16 protein-coding genes are annotated in these 15,982 nt (G+C 74.4%); 9 read left to right on the forward strand and 7 right to left on the reverse strand.

Translation table 11 applies throughout. From position 1 onward, the window contains the following. Positions 1-13: 13 nt before the first annotated feature. Together AB0E77_RS06070 and AB0E77_RS06075 are read right to left on the reverse strand one after the other, a co-directional pair. Positions 14-1,294, reverse strand: coding sequence for a zf-HC2 domain-containing protein (locus AB0E77_RS06070; protein ID WP_361566195.1), 1,281 nt, complete (start codon positions 1,292-1,294; stop codon positions 14-16). Further along, positions 1,291-1,872: a sigma-70 family RNA polymerase sigma factor gene (locus AB0E77_RS06075; protein WP_361566198.1), complete on the reverse strand. Its 582-nt coding sequence runs from the start codon at positions 1,870-1,872 to the stop codon at positions 1,291-1,293. The genes AB0E77_RS06070 and AB0E77_RS06075 overlap by 4 nt, the downstream gene beginning before the upstream one ends. A gap of 370 nt (positions 1,873-2,242) precedes the next feature. Between AB0E77_RS06075 and AB0E77_RS06080 the strand changes: the two genes are divergently transcribed. The 3 genes from AB0E77_RS06080 to AB0E77_RS06090 all read left to right on the forward strand — a co-directional run bounded on the left by AB0E77_RS06080 (position 2,243) and on the right by AB0E77_RS06090 (position 4,260). Then, a complete protein-coding gene (locus AB0E77_RS06080; protein ID WP_361566201.1) occupies positions 2,243-2,623 on the forward strand; it encodes an STAS domain-containing protein in 381 nt (126 codons plus the stop codon). Positions 2,624-2,749: 126 nt separating this feature from the next. Then, positions 2,750-3,262, forward strand: coding sequence for an EF-hand domain-containing protein (locus AB0E77_RS06085; RefSeq protein WP_361566203.1), 513 nt, complete (start codon positions 2,750-2,752; stop codon positions 3,260-3,262). A 524-nt stretch (positions 3,263-3,786) separates the two neighbouring features. Then, the gene (locus AB0E77_RS06090; protein ID WP_361566676.1) at positions 3,787-4,260 is read left to right on the forward strand and encodes an ATP-binding protein; all 474 of its coding nucleotides are present in this window, start codon (positions 3,787-3,789) and stop codon (positions 4,258-4,260) included. A gap of 343 nt (positions 4,261-4,603) precedes the next feature. Here the strand turns inward: AB0E77_RS06090 and AB0E77_RS06095 are convergent, their stop codons facing one another. Beyond that, complete coding sequence (locus AB0E77_RS06095; RefSeq protein WP_361566205.1) at positions 4,604-5,611, reverse strand: helix-turn-helix domain-containing protein; 1,008 nt, start codon at positions 5,609-5,611, stop codon at positions 4,604-4,606. 71 nt (positions 5,612-5,682) lie between these two features. Between AB0E77_RS06095 and AB0E77_RS06100 the strand changes: the two genes are divergently transcribed. Then, positions 5,683-6,996, forward strand: coding sequence for an MFS transporter (locus AB0E77_RS06100; protein ID WP_361566208.1), 1,314 nt, complete (start codon positions 5,683-5,685; stop codon positions 6,994-6,996). Positions 6,997-7,017: 21 nt separating this feature from the next. Continuing rightward, positions 7,018-7,905 (forward strand): hypothetical protein, encoded by an 888-nt coding sequence (locus AB0E77_RS06105; protein WP_361566211.1) that lies wholly within the window; start codon positions 7,018-7,020, stop codon positions 7,903-7,905. A 7-nt stretch (positions 7,906-7,912) separates the two neighbouring features. Here AB0E77_RS06105 and AB0E77_RS06110 read toward each other — a convergent pair whose 3' ends face one another. Beyond that, on the reverse strand, positions 7,913-9,115 hold the full coding sequence (locus AB0E77_RS06110) for an NAD(P)/FAD-dependent oxidoreductase (RefSeq protein ID WP_361566214.1): 1,203 nt from the start codon (positions 9,113-9,115) through the stop codon (positions 7,913-7,915). A 118-nt stretch (positions 9,116-9,233) separates the two neighbouring features. Here AB0E77_RS06110 and AB0E77_RS06115 point away from each other — a divergent pair, with 118 nt between their 5' ends. Further along, positions 9,234-9,845 carry a GNAT family protein gene (locus tag AB0E77_RS06115; RefSeq protein ID WP_361566217.1) on the forward strand — a complete coding sequence of 204 codons (612 nt, stop codon included), beginning with the start codon at positions 9,234-9,236 and terminating at the stop codon, positions 9,843-9,845. Positions 9,846-9,852: 7 nt separating this feature from the next. Here AB0E77_RS06115 and AB0E77_RS06120 read toward each other — a convergent pair whose 3' ends face one another. From AB0E77_RS06120 to AB0E77_RS06130, 3 genes are all read right to left on the reverse strand, one after another. Next, entirely contained in the window at positions 9,853-10,518 is a 666-nt protein-coding gene (locus AB0E77_RS06120; protein ID WP_361566220.1) for a pyridoxal 5'-phosphate synthase, read from the reverse strand. Positions 10,519-10,570: 52 nt separating this feature from the next. Then, positions 10,571-10,996 carry a pyridoxamine 5'-phosphate oxidase family protein gene (locus tag AB0E77_RS06125; RefSeq protein ID WP_361566222.1) on the reverse strand — a complete coding sequence of 142 codons (426 nt, stop codon included), beginning with the start codon at positions 10,994-10,996 and terminating at the stop codon, positions 10,571-10,573. A gap of 204 nt (positions 10,997-11,200) precedes the next feature. Further along, positions 11,201-11,848, reverse strand: a complete 648-nt coding sequence (locus AB0E77_RS06130; RefSeq protein ID WP_361566225.1) for a TetR family transcriptional regulator — start codon at positions 11,846-11,848, stop codon at positions 11,201-11,203. Between the two features lie 123 nt (positions 11,849-11,971). Between AB0E77_RS06130 and AB0E77_RS06135 the strand changes: the two genes are divergently transcribed. The 3 genes from AB0E77_RS06135 (at position 11,972) to AB0E77_RS06145 (ending at position 15,980) form a co-directional block, all read left to right on the forward strand. Then, complete coding sequence (locus tag AB0E77_RS06135; RefSeq protein WP_361566228.1) at positions 11,972-12,730, forward strand: VOC family protein; 759 nt, start codon at positions 11,972-11,974, stop codon at positions 12,728-12,730. 200 nt (positions 12,731-12,930) lie between these two features. Continuing rightward, on the forward strand, positions 12,931-15,321 hold the full coding sequence (locus AB0E77_RS06140) for a serine/threonine-protein kinase (protein ID WP_361566231.1): 2,391 nt from the start codon (positions 12,931-12,933) through the stop codon (positions 15,319-15,321). A gap of 89 nt (positions 15,322-15,410) precedes the next feature. Continuing rightward, positions 15,411-15,980, forward strand: a complete 570-nt coding sequence (locus tag AB0E77_RS06145) for a hypothetical protein (RefSeq protein ID WP_361566233.1) — start codon at positions 15,411-15,413, stop codon at positions 15,978-15,980. Positions 15,981-15,982: the final 2 nt, after the last annotated feature.

Raw genomic sequence — 15,982 nt, forward strand, 5'->3', positions numbered from 1 at the left:
CCGCGACCACCCTCTACATCCTGCTCAGGCTCGCCGCCGCGAACAGCACGTCCCTGATCGCCTCCCGGTCCCCGACCTGCCCCGCCGCCGCATCCGCCGGAGGCACATGGCCCGCGGCCAGACGGCAGAACTCCACGCCGTCCAGGGCGACATGGGCCACCTCGTGGTCCGCGGACCCCACCGCCCCCGGTGAGTCCAGCGGGATCAGCCACTCGCCGCCGCCCGAGCCCTCGATCTCCAGCCGCAGGCTGCGCCCCGGCTCGCCCGCCGTGACCAGGTGCCGGCCGCCGGCGGACGCGGCGAGCCCGGCCCTGCGGCGCGCGGCCAGGACGCCCGGCAGCATCCGCGCGGCGAGGTCGATCATGCGGTTGAGATGCCGCGGCGAGGGCGGCTCGTACGGGTAGTCCACCGCCTCGGCGATGTCCTCCGCGTGCACCCAGCACTCGAAGGCCCGGTCCAGCATGGCGTCGCGCAGCGGCAGCTCGAAGTCGCCGTACGACACCGGCATCCGGCCCGCGCCGCCGCCCGTGCCGCCCGTGCTGCCGGTGAAGGCCACGGTCCGGACGATGGCATGGCTCTGCTCGCGCCACGGCGCCCGCACCGCCCGCGTGGGCGGGTAGTGCGAGGCACGCCAGTAGGCCTCGGTGCGGCTCGCCGGCGCCGGGGTCCGGGCGGTGATCTCGCCGAGCGGGTCGGGCAGGCCCAGCGCGACACCGACCAGCCCGTCGACCGACAGCAGATGCGCGATGACCCCGGCGACGGTGGTGCGCCGGCTGGCCGTGCCGTCGTCGCCGAACCAGCGCAGCCGCACCGGCGCGTGCCACTCGGAGTCCCCGAAGTCCTGGAGCAGCGCGTCCAGGCGGGCCGTCTCGGCGTCGTAGGGCGTGGCCCACTCGGGCACCGGGATGCGCGGCGGGCGGCGCTCCAGGCAGCCGTCCAGGACGCGGGTGCGCAGGCCGGGGTCCAGGTCGAGGCTCTCGGGGCGCTGGAGCAGTGCGACGGCGTCGCGCAGCCGCAGCGCCTCCTCCGCGCAGGCCCCGCACTCGTCCAGGTGCACCTCGACGGCCGTGGCCTCCTCCGGGGAACAGGCGGCCAGCGCCCAGGCACCGAGGAGGGAGGTCAGCACGTGATGCTCCAGTACGAGAGGTGCGGCCGGTCCCACGGCGGGCAGCGGGCGCCCGCCGTCCTCGACGGAGGCGCGCGGCAGCGGGATGCGCGGCGCGCGGTCCGGCCCGTTCTCCCCGTGCTCCGGGTGTTCGTCGCGCTCGCCGTGGCCGTCGTGCGCCCCGCTCATGCCGCACCCCCGTATCCCGGCGGTGCCCCGGGTGAGCCGGCGTCGCGGGCGGTGGCCAGCAGTTGCAGGCCCAGGCGCAGGCGACGGCGGGCCTCGTCCTCCGTGACGCCGAGGTCGGCGGCGGTCTGGCGGTAGTCGCGGCGCTGGAAGTAGGCCAGCTCCAGGGCGGCCCGCAGCGGGGCCGGCATGGACTGGACGATGTAGTCGGCGCGGGCCGCGACCGAGGCGTGGCGCACCTTGCGCTCCAGTTCCTCGGTGGTGCCGGGGCCGCCGCGGGCGAGGGCCGCGGCCTCGGTGGCCCGCAGCCGCTGCACGGCCAGGCGGTGGGTCAGCGCGGCGACCCAGGTGCGCAGCGGGCCCTGCTTGGGGTCGTAGGTGTCCGGGTGCTCCCAGACGTGCGCGAACACGTCGCGGGTGAGGTGGTCGGCGGCCCGCTCGTCGTCCAGCACGCGGTGCGCGAGGCCGTGCACGAGCGAGGCGAACCGGTCGTAGAGCTCACCGAGCGCGGCGGCCTCGCCCCGGGCGAGCCGCTGCTGCATCTTGCGGTCCCAGCGCAGCGGCAGGTCCTTCTTCGCCATACGGCTCCTCCACCCCCTGCTCGGGCCCCGACGGCCGGGCCGCTCCCGTGCCGGCCTCCAGCCTGTGGCCACCGTCTCCCCGAATGTAGTCGGCACGTCCGACGACGCACGCCCCTTTGTGTCAATGCGCGCCCCCGGCGGGCCGGAGATGGTAGGGCGCTCATCGAGCTCTCAGATCGACCACCTACCCTCACAGGTGCGACCGAATTCGATCGAACAGGATCGAAACCGTCTGAAACAAGCCTCTTCTGATCGAGGCCCGTTTCCGGCCGGGCGTTTGCGGGAACGGCCGGTGGGCAGGCGCGCGGCCAAGAAGCGTAAGCATGGCTTCCGTTTCAGATGAGTCCGGACGTACCGACGAATGAAGGGCATGGTGGTGACGTTCCATGTGACCGGCGGCGAGCGGGGCCACTGGGCCGTGCTCCAGGTGTCGGGCGAACTGGACCTGGTGACCTCCCCGGTGCTGCGGCAGCGGGTGCACGACGAGGTGGCCGAAGGGCGGCACAGCCTCGTCCTGGACCTCTCCGAGGTCCTGTTCTGCGATTCCAGCGGGGTCGGGGTGCTCATCGCCTCCCGGCGCCTCATCCGCTCCTGCCAGGGCCGGCTGCGGCTGATACTGCCCGCCCAGGGCGCCGTCGACGGCTCCCACGTCAACCGGGTCCTCGGCGCGCTGGGGGTGCGCCGGCTCTTCGACGTCCACCCCGACCTCGCCTCGGCGACCCGCGACGAACCGCGCCCGCTCACCGCGTAGCGGCGCACGGCGGGCGTGCCCGGGGGACGGACGGGGAACCCGTTCGCCCTGCGGGCCTGCCCCGGGCGTCGTACCCTCCGTGCGAGACGCACCCACCGACGTGATGTGAAGGCGGTCGGAGAAGACATGGTCAGCAGCGAGTACGAGCGCAGGATCGCGGCGCGGTTCGCCACCTTCGACCAGGACGGCAACGGCTACATCGACCGGCAGGACTTCAGCGCGGCGGCCAAGGCGCTGCTCGCCGAGTTCTCCGTCGCCGCCCGGTCCGACCGGGGACAGGCCCTGTACGGCGGAGCGGAGGCGCTCTGGCAGGGCATGGCCGGCATCGCCGACCGCGACGGCGACCAGCGCATCACCCGTGAGGAGTTCGTCACCGCGGCGGTCAAGCGGCTGCGGGACAACCCGGACCGGTTCGCCGAGATCGCCCGCCCCTTCCTGCACGCGGCCCTCGCGGTCGCCGACGCGGACGGCGACGAAGCCGTCACGGTCCCCGACACCGCCCGGGTGCTCACCGCGCTCGGCGTCCCCGCGGACACCGCCCGGACGGTCGCCGCCGGACTCGACACGGACGGCGACGGCAAGGTGGGGGAGGCGGAGGCCGTCCCGGCGTTCGCCCGCTGGTTCACCGTGCCCGAGTGACCGACGCCCCCGCGTGACCCGCGCGGCACCGTGGCGTTCCCGCTCGCGGTGTCGCGGTGTCGCGGATCGTGGCAATGGGTGATCACGCAGCGTACGCATCCGGTCGACTCCGGCGTGTGCCCCGTCACGGCCCGGAGTCGGCGCCGTGCTCCGGTACCTTGTGTGGGATGCGAGTGCCTCCGAGCGCCGGCCGCGTCGGTGCCGCCCGCCGGGCGGCTCCGCAACCGGCCGTGTGCGCCTTGCCCCGCAGGGCGGAACGGCCGTCGGCCGCCGCCTGTTCGACTGCCCGGACCGAGCGTCGCACAGTATGCCGTACGGGTACTCCTTCGCGCTGGAATATGCCCGAAGCGCTTGTTGAGGTGACTGTACGTCAACCATGCTGTCCCACACGGGATTCACGTTCCGTGAACCCCGACCCGGCCGTTGTTCTGGCCATGCAGAGTATGGCTACGATCGTGGCCCTCATGAGGCGCGAGCCTTTGTGTCCGCCGGTTCGGATGGTGTGAGCGGTGCAGGTGCTTCAAGTGCAGCTGGAGATCCGGCCCGACCCCGCAGAGGTGGGGCGAGCCCGTCGGTGGGCGCGCTCACGTCTCGCCGGATCCGGGATACAGGCCGACGAACCCCTCGCCGAGACGCTGGTGCTGCTCGTATCCGAGCTCGTCACCAACGCCGTCGTGCACACCGGCTGCCCGGCCGTGCTGCGGCTGGTCCTGCCGGGCGCGGTGGGCGAGGAGACCACGGTCCGCCTCGAGGTGGACGACACCAGCGGTCACGCCCCGGTGCCCCGGTGCGTGGACGGCGACGCGACCGGCGGCCGGGGCCTCGCCCTCGTCGACGGGCTCGCCGACCGCTGGGGCTGGAGCCGCGAGGGCGCCGGCAAGCGCATCTGGTGCGAGCTGGACCGCTGTTCCGGCCCCGCGGCAGCCCCGCCGGCCTGCGCGGGCGGCGCGGTGCCCCACGAGCAACTGGCCTACGGGGTGGTCCAGGCGGCCCGGTGAGGGCGGTGCCGGGCGCATCGGCCCCGTCTCCGCGGGCGTCGATGCGGCGGTGCGCCGGGGCGTGCTTCCGTGCGCGTCCCTGACCAGCGGGTGCCAAGTGGCGGAGCATGCCTGCCCGGTTGACGGATCGTGACCGTTTCCTCACGCTTGTAGGCAACGATTCGCCGCGAGGGGACGACGAGGCTCGGTGACGGAGCCTCGGCGAGTGTGGGTCGTGATTCGGCGGCGGTTCCCTCGGGGGCGACGGGGACCGGGCGGGAGCGCCGGAGTCGGGTGGCGGCGTGCGGTGCCCACGCCCGGGGCGGGCGCCGCCGGCCGACAGCCTTCCTTCCGGCGGACCCCCTCATTCTCCACAGGCTGTGGACAACTCCGCGCGAAATGTCCGCCGGTACGCGGTGGGCGTGACCCCGAGCACCGCCTGAAGATGCTGGCGCATCGACTGCGCCGTCCCGAAGCCCGCCTCGCGGGCCACCTGGTCGACGGAGAGGCCGGTGGACTCCAGCAGATGCCGGGCCCGCTCGACCCGCTGCCGGGTCAGCCACTGGCCCGGACTGACGCCGACCTCCTCGCGGAACCGGCGGGTGAAGGTGCGCACCGACATCGCCTCCCGCGCCGCCATGTCCCGCAGCTGGATCGGCTCCCCGAGCCGGCCGAGCGCCCAGGCGCGGGCCTTGGTCGTGGACGACTGCTGGGGGTCGGGCACCGGCCGTTCGATGTACTGTGCCTGCCCGCCGTCCCGGTGGGGCGGGACGACGGTCCGGCGGGCCACCTCGTTGGCGACGGCGGTGCCGTGGTCGCGGCGCACGATGTGCACGCACAGATCGATGCCGGCCGCCACCCCGGCCGAGGTGAGCACGTCGCCGTCGTCGACGAACAGCACGTCGGCGTCCACCCGGACCTCGGGGAAGAGGCGCTGGAAGTGCGCGGCCGAGGACCAGTGCGTGGTCGCCGGGCGGCCGTCCAGGTGCCCTGCGGCGGCCAGCACGAAACCGCCGGTGCAGATGGCGACCAGCCGGGTGCCGGGCCGGATCCGGGCCAGCGCGGCGGCCAGCTCCTCGGTCAGCTCGCCCTCCTCGTACACCGGGCCGAGCTCGTACGACGCCGGGACGACGACCGTGTCGGCGCCGGCCAGCGCCTCGGGCCCGTTCTCGACCATGATCGCGAAGTCGGCGTCCGTCCGCACCGGCCCCGGCGGCCGGACGGAACAGGTCACGACCTCGTACAGCGGGCGCCCGCCGTCGTCGCGGGCGAGCCCGAAGATCCGCAGGGGGATGCCGAGTTCGAAGGGGAGCAGGCCGTCGAGGGCGAGGACGACGACGCGGTGCGGGCGGTGCGTACGGTCGGACGTCATGGCCCGATCCTAGCGAACACTGACTTCCGGGCCACTCGATCGGGCCGCGGCGAGCGGCGAAGCTCGGTGACGTGACCCAGACAACCGACGCCACGGCGACCGCACCGCGGACCGAACCCACCCGGCCGCGCCGCGGACCCCGGGTGCACCGTGCCTGGTGGGTGGCCGCCGTGACCTTCGTGACGATCATCGGCGCCGCCGCCTTCCGTTCCCTGCCCGGCATCCTCGTCGACCCGCTCCATGCCGACTTCGGCTGGTCGCGGGGCACGATCGGGGCCGCAGTCTCCGTCAACCTCGCGCTCTACGGCCTGACCGCGCCCTTCGCGGCCGCGCTGATGGACCGGTTCGGCATCCGCCGCGTGGTGGCCGTCGCCCTCACCGTCATCGCACTCGGCTCGGGCCTCACCGTCTGGATGAACTCCGCCTGGCAACTCATCCTCTGCTGGGGCCTGCTGGTCGGCCTCGGCTCCGGATCGATGGCCCTGGCCTTCGCCGCGACCGTCACCAACCGCTGGTTCACCGAACGCCGCGGACTGGTCACCGGCGTCCTCACCGCCGCCTCGGCCTCCGGGCAGCTGATCTTCCTTCCCCTGCTGTCCTGGATCGTCGAGACCTACGACTGGCGCCCCGCGGCCGTCACCGTCGCCCTCGCCGCCCTGGCCGTCGTCCCCTTCGTCTGGCTCCTGCTGCACGACCACCCGGCCGACATCGGCCAGAAGCCCTACGGGGCCGAGGAGTTCGTGCCGAAGCCCGCACCCGTCCCCGGAGCCGCCCGCCGCGCGCTGAGGGTCCTGTTCTCCGCCGTCCGCACCGGCCCGTTCTGGCTGCTCGCCGGCACCTTCGCGATCTGCGGCGCCTCCACCAACGGCCTGATCCAGACCCACTTCGTGCCCGCGGCCCACGACCACGGCATGCCGCTGACCGCCGCCGCCTCGCTGCTCGCCGTCATCGGCGTCTTCGACGTGATCGGCACGGTCGCCTCCGGCTGGTTCACCGACCGCTTCGAACCTCGCCGCCTGCTCGCCGTCTACTACGCCCTGCGCGGCGTCTCCCTCCTCTTCCTCCCCTTCCTCCTGGCCCCCGGCGTCCATCCGCCGATGGTCTTCTTCATCGTCTTCTACGGCCTCGACTGGGTCGCCACCGTCCCGCCCACCCTCGCCCTGTGCCGCGAGCAGTACGGCGAGGACAGCGCCATCGTCTTCGGCTGGGTCCTCGCCTCCCACCAGGTCGGCGCGGCCCTCGTCGCCTTCCTCGGCGGCGTCGCCCGCGACACCTTCGGCACGTACGACGTCGTCTGGTACGCCTCGGGCGCCCTGTGCGCGGTGGCGGCCCTGATGTCCCTGGTGATCCGCCGCAGGCCGACGGTGGCGGCGCAGGCGGCGTGAGGGGGTCGTAGGCTGCGGCGCGTGGGGTGGGGGAAGACCGGGAAACGGGGCGCAGGCACGCGCCTGCTCTGGGACTACGGCGAGTGGAGCCGGGCGGCGGCGCTGTGCGCGGCGCAGCTTCCGGCGATGGTGCTGTGGTCGTCGATCGACGCGTCGAGCGGGGACGACCACGGCCGGTACGACGGGGCCTTGGGGCTGGCCCTTCTGCTGGTGACGGCACCCGTGATCGTGCCGTGCCTGGGCCTGCTGCACGCCACCCTGCAGGTGATGCCGGCCGCGACCCTGGCCCGCGTGCAACGGCGCCACTCCGGGGGCCCCGAGTGGGCCTGGCACCTGACGACGTCCGCCCTGGTCGGTGTGTGCTGGGCGGTGCTCGCGCACGCACTGTGGGGCTGGTCCCTGGCCGGCCCCGCCCTGTGGTTCGCCGGTGCCGGTGTGCTGCCGGTCCTGGGGCTGGCGTATCTGCGCGGGCGGCGGTGGGAGCGGGGCGTCTGGCTCCGTTCCGCGGGCGTCTCCGTGGCCCTGGCCGTCCTGGTCGGTGCCGCCGGCTTCTGCCTGGTCGACGACTACGAGCCCCCGGTGCTGTCCGCCGCCCGGATCGCCGGGCCGTGGCACGGCCCCGACGGGATGCTGCTGACCCTGCTGCCGGACGGCACGGCCGAGGCGATCCGCGTCCCGGCCTCCGTCAGGGACGACCGCGGCGCCGCGGGCTGCGACGGCACCGGCACGTGGGCCCTCGAACGGGAGGGTGAGCACGACCGGTACCGCGACGGCGTCGTCGTCCGTCTGACCGGCGACTGCGCGCAGGAGACGGACTGGACGATCGGCGGTACCGAGCAGCACCCCGAGCTGTTCGTGCTTCTCGGCGACCCGGACGCCGGTGACGTGCTGATCCTCACTCGCGACTGACCCCGCGTCACCCCGGCAGGCGGGAGACGCGGGGGCCCTCGGTTCTTGCGATCGCCGTGGCGATGCGGGTGGCGTCGCGGGCGAGTTCGCGGAGCATGCCGCTGATCGGGTTGGTGAAGCCGGTGAAGTAGAGGCCGGGGGCGTTCGGCGGGGCGTGGGGGCCCCGGGTGACGGGGCCGCCGTGCGGGTCGAGGACGTCGAGGTGGCCGAGCAGGGACTCCAGGCCGCGCAGATAGCCCGTCGCCGCTATCACCGAGTCCGGGGCGATGCGGGTGCCGTCGGCCAGGAGGACCTTGTCGTCCTCGAAGCCCTCCACCGCGGCCACCACCTCCACCCGGCCCGAGCGGACCGCGTCGATCAGGCCGGCGTCCTGCACCGGGATCGCGCCCTGCCGGGCCCGGGTGTAGAGGCCGGTCCCGGGACGCGGCAGTCCCTGGGCCGACAGGTCGGGCACGGTGACGCGGGCCAGCGGCCGGGCGAGCCGGTCGACCAGGCCGGCCGGGAGGCGACGGCACAGGACGCCGCTGTACTGGGCCGGCCAGCCCGCGGTGGAGCGGCGGACGAGGTGCGGCGGGGTGCGGACGGACAGCCGTACCCGCGCGGCGCCGCCCTCCACCAGGTCCACGGCGATCTCCGCGCCCGTGTTGCCGGCGCCGGCGACCAGGACGTCCCGGCCGGCGTAGGGCGCCGCGTTCCGGTACTCGGCGGCGTGCCGGAGCTCGCCGGTGTAGGTGTCGCGGCCGGGCCAGTCCGGCAGGCGCGGGGTGTGGTTGTGGCCGGTGGCGATCACGACCGCGGCGCCGGTCAGTTCACGGCCCCCGGACGCGTGCAGCAGCCAGCCCGTGCCGTCGGGCGCGCGCTCGACGCGGGAGACCTCGACCCCCGTGACGATCTCCAGCTGATGGTGGTCGGCGTACTTCTCCAGGTACCGCACCATGTCGTCCCGGGCGACCCACCGTCCGAAGCGGCGCGGCATCGGCAGGCCGGGCAGCGCCGACAGGCGGCGGGTGGTGTGCAGGCGCAGCCGGTCGTAGTGGCGCCGCCAGGACGCGCCGACCCGGTCGGCCCGCTCCAGGACCACCGCCCGCAGGCCCCTCGCGCGCAGCGCGTGGGCGACGGCCAGGCCGCCCGGGCCGCCGCCGACGACGTACACGGGGAGGTCCGCGGGGTGGGCGGACCGCTGTTCTGCGGACGCTGTGGAGTCGGCCATGCGGCGAGCGTAATCCCACCCCCGCTTGATGGGTCTCGGTCAAGACCGAAATCGGTTGCGGATCGGTCACGGACCGGCCCACGCCCCTCGTCGCGGCCCGGTCGGATTGAATGGCCGGATGGCCCACACACGTATGCGCACCCTCGCCCCCTCCGTCACCGGACCGCGGGGACACGGCCTGCACCTCCGTGCCTGGGACGCCGGCGACGACGCCGACGTGGAGGCGTGGCTGCGCGGCCACCTGGACCCCGGCTTCCAGCGCTGGAACACACCGCTCCGGCCGGTGACCGACCTCAGGGCCGCCCGCGAGTCGCTGCGGGCGCGGGCCCGGGACGCCGGCGAGGGCAGGTCCGCGTCGTTCCGGATCACGGACGGCGCGGACGGCACGACGCTCGGGCACATCGGTGTCGGCGAGATCAACCCGCACCTCGGGCAGGCCCACGTCGGCTACTGGGTGCTGCCCGAGGCCCGCGGCCGGGGCGTCGCCACCCGCGCCCTGCTCCTCGCCTCGCGCTGGGCCTTCGCCGAGCTCGGCGTCCACCGGCTGGAGCTGGGGCACGCCCTGGGCCACGGAGCCTCCTGCCGGGTCGCCGAGCGGAGCGGGTACGTCTACGAGGGCACGATGCGCGGCGCCATGTTCGAGGCCGGCCGGCACGACGCCTTCCGGGACGCGCACCTGCACGCCCGGCTGGCGACCGACCCGGAGCCGGCCGGCCCCGGAGTGCGGTGAGCGCCGCTCACGGCCACAGCAGCTGCGTGCGCCAGCCCTCCTCCGTCCGCCGGTAGCCGAGGCGCACATGGCGGCGCCGGGCGTCGCCCTGGAAGAACTCCACCGCGTCCGGCCGCAGCCGGTACAGCGTCCAGGACGGCACGGGCGCGTCCGGCTCCCGCTCCGCCTGCTCCCACGCCGCCTCCGAGGCACGCGCCAGCTCCTCCGGGGAGCTCAGCGGCGCGCTCTGCCGGCCGGTGAGGGCCGCGGCCAGCGCACCGGCCGACCGTGCGCGCAGATCGGCCCGCGCCTCCTCGGCCGGGGCGACGGTGACCGGGCCGCGGATTCGCACCTGACGGCCCAGCACCGGCCAGTAGAAGACGAGCGCGGCGTACGGCCGGGCGGCCAGCTGACGGCCCTTGTGGCTGTCGGCGTGCGTGGCGAAGGACCAGCCGTCCGCGTCCGCGCCGTGCAGCATCACGATGCGTGCGTCCGGCCACCCCTCGGCGTCGGCCGTCGCCAGCGTCACGGTGTGCGGCTCGCTCTGCCTCGCGGCCACCGCGTCGGCGAACCACCGGGTGAACAGGGGCAGCGGATCGCCGGGCGCGGTGGCCGGGTCGAACGGGGGCAGCTCGGTGACCGCCGGGTCCCAGACTCGCAGTGACCTCAGCAGCTCGTGAAGATCGGGTTCCATGTCCCGATTGTCACGTGACGAGGGGCCGGGGGAGGGGCGTTCCCCGTACGGTTCACACCTGCCCGAGGTCGGAGGAGACCCAGCGTTCGGGCCGCATCCGGACGACGACCTGCTCGCCGTGGTTCTTCCAGGCGAAGTCGACGTAGCCGTCGACCTTCTCGGCCGGCAGATAGCGGGCGGCCAGCTCCCGCAGCCGCTCGATGGTGGCGGGGGCCGTCTCGACGACCGGGCCCTCCACCGACACGTAGCGGATGGTGGGTTCCAGCCGGTCGACCAGGAGGGAGAACCGGCCCGCGGCCTGGATCCGTCCGTTCTTGCGGCTGTCGAGCCCGGTCATGATCCAGACGTCGCCGCCGGGTTCGTACTGGTACCAGATCGGCACCGTCAGCGGGGCGCGTCCGGCTTCCGCGTCGACGGCCAGCGCGGCGATGCGGGGCTCGGCCAGGAACTGTTCACGTTCTTCGCGGCTCAGGGGCATGCAGCTCTCCTCCGACGGCGTTCGGACGTCCGGCTGTTCGGTGCCTGCACCCGTGGCAACGGCGGGCGGGCGGGCGGTTGTTCCGCAAGGCGTGGAGAGGCGGGGGAGTCACCGGCGAGGGTGAGGGCGTCCGACGGGCGGGCGTGGCGGATCGGGCAGGGATGACAGGCTGCCGCGTGACCGGTCGGGCGCAGGCCGGGCGCGCTACTTCGTGGGCTTCTTGCCGGTGATGCCGAGATACGTCAACAGGGCTAGGGCCGGCCTGAGCTCGGCCTGCTTCACGCCCCAGGACGTGAAGCCCTTCTGGTGCGAGGCGACGGCCGAGAGCATCGTGACCAGCGAACCGGCGACCGCCGCCGGGTTCACGTCCTTGTCGACCTTGCCCTTGGCCTGCAACTCGGCGACGGAGTCCGTGAGGGCCGTGTTCACCGAGTTCAGGATCTTCATGCGCAGCTTGTAGAACCGCTTGTCGCCCTCCGCGGCGCCCAGGTCGACCACGCGCAGGATCGCGTCGTTCTTCCGCCAGAACTCCAGGAAGCCGTCGACCAGTTCCTGCGCGGTCTGCCAGCCGGCCTTGCCGACCCAGGACCGGTCCGCCGCCAGCTCGGCCAGGCCGGAGCTCTCGGCGGCCGTCTGCTCGGCGATCTCCAGGACGGCTCCCTCGACGTCCGGGAAGTACTGGTAGAAGGTCGCGGGCGACGTGCCTGCCTTCCGGGCGACATCGATGACCTTGACGTCCCGGTAGGGGGAGGAGCTCAGCATGTCGCCCAGGCAGTCGAGCAGTTTCTGCCGGGTCGCCTGCCCGCGTCGACCGGCCACGCGGCCGTCCACGGTGCGCACTTGTCCTGTCATGCCGGTCAGCTTACCGACGGGCGTTCTGGGCGCGATTCGGCCGACTGCAAATGGGGTGCGCGGGTGCGAAGTGGCTGCTGTGCCTGGTCTGCGCGGTGCGCGGGACGCGGTTACGTTGGCGGCATGGCCGAAAACGGTGCATCCGCCCGGAGGGCGTCCGCGTACGCAGAAGGCGTCCCCTGCTGGGTGGACGCGCAGCTCCCCGACGTCCGTGCGGGCAAGCGTTTCTACGGCGGGCTCTTCGGCTGGACCTTCGAGGAGATGCGTCCCGGCGCCCCCGCGTGGGCGCGGCTGGACGGTGAGCCCGTCGCCGCGCTGGTCCCCAAGGTGGACGGCCGGATGCCCACCGTGTGGACGGTGTACTTCGCCGCCCGCGACGCCGTGGGACTGGCCGGGCGGATCCGGGAGGCCGGCGGGCAGATCGTCACGCCGCCCGAGCCGGTCGGCGGCCTGGGCACCACCGCTCTCGTGGCCGATCCGCAGGGCGCGGTCTTCGCCCTGCTGCAGCCGGCCCAGGAGGCCGACGGGACCGCCTTCGCCGGTTTCGGCAGGCGGCACGAGCCGGGCGCCTTCGCCTGGGCCGAGCTGTACACCCGTGACACGGAGGCCGCCAACGCCTTCTACGGGGACCTCTTCCACGACGCCCTCTTCGGCCCCGGCGCCGCGCCCGACGTGGGCCGCGCCGCGGTGACCGACGTCTTCCCCGCCGAGATGCCGCCGCACTTCCTCGTGCACTTCGGGGTCGAGGACTGCGAGGCGGCGCTCGCCGAGGTGACCCGGCTCGGCGGCCGGGTGCGGGTACCGCCGTTCGGGACGTCGTACGGCACGGTGGCCGTGGTCTCGGACGGGCAGGGGGCGTCCTTCGCGCTGCTCCAGCGCTGACGGGCGCCGCGTGGCCGGACCAGGTTGGGTGTTCGCCCGGGATTGCGGCGTGACACCCCGATTGTCCCAGGGTTCGCCACCAGCGCTTCGGACAGGAAGAATCGGGGTGTGTGCCGCCGCGGCGGTGCGGTGGTGAGACGCTGCACGTCGGTCGCGTACATATGTGGGTGGCGCGGCTCGTACGGGGAGGTGGCAGGCAAGTGGTGGATCAGCTGACGCAGCACGATCCGCGGCGGATCGGGCCGTTCGAGGTGCTGGGGCGGCTCGGCGCCGGCGGCATGGGGCTGGTCTATCTGGCGCGCTCGGCGTCCGGCCGGCGCGTGGCGATCAAGACGGTGCGGACGGAGCTCGCCGAGGACCAGCTGTTCCGGGTCCGCTTCACGCGCGAGGTGGAGGCCGCCCGCGCGGTGTCCGGCTTCTACGCGGCGGCCGTGGTCGACGCCGACCCCCGGGCCGCCGTGCCATGGCTGGCCACCGCGTACGTCCCCGCGCCCTCCCTCGAGGAGATAGTGAACGAGTGCGGGCCGCTGCCGGCCCAGGCCGTGCGCTGGCTCGCGGCGGGCGTCGCGGAGGCGCTCCAGTCGATCCACGGCGCCGGGCTCGTCCACCGCGACCTCAAGCCGTCCAACGTCCTCGTCGTCGAGGACGGCCCCCGGGTGATCGACTTCGGCATCGCCTCCGGCGTCTCGAACACCCGTCTGACCATGACGAACGTCGCGGTCGGCACCCCGGCGTACATGTCCCCGGAACAGGCCAAGGACTCGCGCAGCGTCACCGGCGCCAGCGACGTGTTCTCGCTCGGCTCCATGCTGGTCTTCGCCGCCACCGGGCACCCGCCCTTCCACGGGGCCAACCCGGTCGAGACGGTCTTCATGCTGCTGCGCGAGGGCCCCGACCTGGAGGGCCTGCCCGACGAGCTGCGCCCGCTCATCGAGGCGTGCATGCAGATGGACGCCACGGCCCGCCCCAACCCGGCCGACCTCCAGGCCCAGCTCGCCCCGCACCTGTACGGCTCGGGATCGGACGACAGCGGTACGGCGTCGGCGTGGCTGCCCGAACGGGCGGTGGGGCTGATCGAGGGCCGCCGCGGGGGCCGCACCACGGCCCGGCCCCCGGCGACGGCCGGCGGGCGCGGCGGCGGCAGCGGCCCGGGCGGTGCCCGGCCCGCCGTACCGGCGCCCCCGCTGCCGCCCCCGCCCTCGCACGACCCCGTCGTCCCCGCGCCGCCGGTGCCCGTGCCCGCCGGCGCCCCGGACACCGGGCCCGTCCAGCTGGCCGGCGCCGCGGTGCCCATCGGCCCCGGCCCGCGCGTCGCCGACATGCGCGCCGCCGCCGTCGCCCCGCCGCCCCCGGAGTCCGCGCTCGCCGCCTCCTGGTCCCGGCCGCGCCCCGGCGTCAACGGTGCGGACCCGGCCGTACCGGCGCCGGCCGCCCCGGCGACGCCCCCCGAGGCGGCGGCCGGCGGCTGGCGGCCCTGGCGTTTCCGCATGTCCAACGACGTCTGGGGCACACCGTCCGTCGACGGCGACCTGGTCTACGTCACCTCCTTCGAGGTGCACGCCCTGGACGTGGCCACCGGACGCCGCCGCTTCAAGACCCGGGACGTGGCCTGGTCGATGGCGGTCGCGGACGGCCGTATCCACGCCTCCGACGGCCCGACCCTGTTCGCCCTGGACGCGCGCGAGGGCGGCGACCTGTGGCGCGTCCAGACGGACGCCTGGGTCTACTCTCTCCGGGCCGACCGGGGCACGGTCGTCACCGCCACCCGCGGCGGCGGCGTCCAGGCCTGGGAGGCCTCCGGCGGCCAGAAGCTGTGGGAGATCACCGGCGCCCAGGCCGACTTCGAGTCCCCGGAGGCGGGCGCGACCGTCCACGACGGCACGGTGTACGTCTGGCAGGACGCCCGGCTGCGCGCCCTGGACGCCCGTACCGGAGACGAGCGCTGGTCGTACCCGATCGGCGACGCGGCCTCCTGCGGCGGCGTCCCGGTCCGCCTGACCCAGGCGGCCGACGGCTATGTGTACGTCGCGGCCGGCACCCGCGTCCTCGCGCTCGAGGTCACCTCCGGACACGTCCGCTGGCACTTCGAGGCCCCGGCCGTCTTCCTCTCCCCGCCGGTCTTCGTACCGGGCCCCGCGGTGACCGGCGGCGGCGTCTACCTGGCCGACTACCTCGGCACGGTGTACGCCCTCGACGCCACCGACGGCCGCGACCGCTGGCGCATCGCCACGGAGGGCCGCTCCTCCACCGACCCGGTCCTGGTGGCCGCCGGTCACGTCCACGTCGGCAGCGGCAAGGGCCTCTACACCCTGGACGCGGTCACGGGCACGCCCAAGTGGCGCTTCCAGGCGGGCGGCGAGATCGTCGGCGCGCCCGCGGTGGCCGAGGGCCGCATCCACTTCGGCTCCACCGACCACCTGCTCTACACGCTGAAGGCCGACGACGGGCGGCTGCGCTGGAAGCTGGCCACCGGCGGCGAGATCACCGGCTCGCCGGTCGTGCGGGACGGCATCGTGTACGCGTGCAGCAAGGACCGCTGCGTGTACGCGCTGGACGCGGAGAAGGGCACCGGCACGGCCCGTACGGCCTGACGCGCCCCGCCCCGGTCCGGTCACACCCCGTGTCCGGTCGTGGCAGGGCGGTGACATGACCGTGACAGCGGCTGGTTAGCGTGTGGGCCATGACGACACGGGGACGGGCTCTCAGGTTCACGGCGGTCTCGGCACTGGTGGTGCTCAGCCTGACCGGCTTCACGACGGGACGCGGCCACGGCCACGGCGGCGGTGACGGCGGGGGCGGTTGCAGCAGCAGCAGTCAGGACCACGACAGCTCGTCCTCCTCGTCGGACGGCGACGTCCACAAGGACGACGGCTCCTCCGGCAGCGGCACGAGCGGTGGCTACGGCTACGGTCACTCCGACCACGACGACGATGACGACTACGGCACCGACGGCGGCAGCGGCGACGGCACCGCCGGCGCCCTCCAGGCCGCCACGGTGGAGCTGGTGAGCTGCGCGACCGAGGACGACCCGTACGCCACCGTCGAGATCACCAACCCGAACGACCGGGAGTACACCTTCGCCGTCACCGTCTTCTTCAAGGACGCCGGCGACGTCACGCTCGACGACGCCCGGGAGGAGACCACCGTCCCCGCCGGCAGCGCGACCCGCGTACGCCTCGCGTTCGACGCCCCCGGTGAGACCGCCGACCACTGCGAACTGGACGACGAGGAACCCCTGCCGCTGACGTGACC

It is taken from the genome of Streptomyces sp. NPDC032940, assembly GCF_040636935.1.
Classification (GTDB): Bacteria; Actinomycetota; Actinomycetes; order Streptomycetales; family Streptomycetaceae; genus Streptomyces.

What these genes read in the sequence shown, in the direction of transcription:
- AB0E77_RS06070 (WP_361566195.1), bottom strand. Translation starts at nt 1,294, where the DNA reads ATGAGCGGGGCGCACGACGGCCACGGCGAGCGCGACGAACACCCGGAG.
- AB0E77_RS06075 (WP_361566198.1), bottom strand. Translation starts at nt 1,872, where the DNA reads ATGGCGAAGAAGGACCTGCCGCTGCGCTGGGACCGCAAGATGCAGCAG.
- AB0E77_RS06080 (WP_361566201.1), top strand. Translation starts at nt 2,243, where the DNA reads ATGGTGGTGACGTTCCATGTGACCGGCGGCGAGCGGGGCCACTGGGCC.
- AB0E77_RS06085 (WP_361566203.1), top strand. Translation starts at nt 2,750, where the DNA reads ATGGTCAGCAGCGAGTACGAGCGCAGGATCGCGGCGCGGTTCGCCACC.
- AB0E77_RS06095 (WP_361566205.1), bottom strand. Translation starts at nt 5,611, where the DNA reads ATGACGTCCGACCGTACGCACCGCCCGCACCGCGTCGTCGTCCTCGCC.
- AB0E77_RS06110 (WP_361566214.1), bottom strand. Translation starts at nt 9,115, where the DNA reads ATGGCCGACTCCACAGCGTCCGCAGAACAGCGGTCCGCCCACCCCGCG.
- AB0E77_RS06115 (WP_361566217.1), top strand. Translation starts at nt 9,234, where the DNA reads ATGGCCCACACACGTATGCGCACCCTCGCCCCCTCCGTCACCGGACCG.
- AB0E77_RS06120 (WP_361566220.1), bottom strand. Translation starts at nt 10,518, where the DNA reads ATGGAACCCGATCTTCACGAGCTGCTGAGGTCACTGCGAGTCTGGGAC.
- AB0E77_RS06125 (WP_361566222.1), bottom strand. Translation starts at nt 10,996, where the DNA reads ATGCCCCTGAGCCGCGAAGAACGTGAACAGTTCCTGGCCGAGCCCCGC.
- AB0E77_RS06130 (WP_361566225.1), bottom strand. Translation starts at nt 11,848, where the DNA reads ATGACAGGACAAGTGCGCACCGTGGACGGCCGCGTGGCCGGTCGACGC.
- AB0E77_RS06135 (WP_361566228.1), top strand. Translation starts at nt 11,972, where the DNA reads ATGGCCGAAAACGGTGCATCCGCCCGGAGGGCGTCCGCGTACGCAGAA.
- AB0E77_RS06145 (WP_361566233.1), top strand. Translation starts at nt 15,411, where the DNA reads ATGACGACACGGGGACGGGCTCTCAGGTTCACGGCGGTCTCGGCACTG.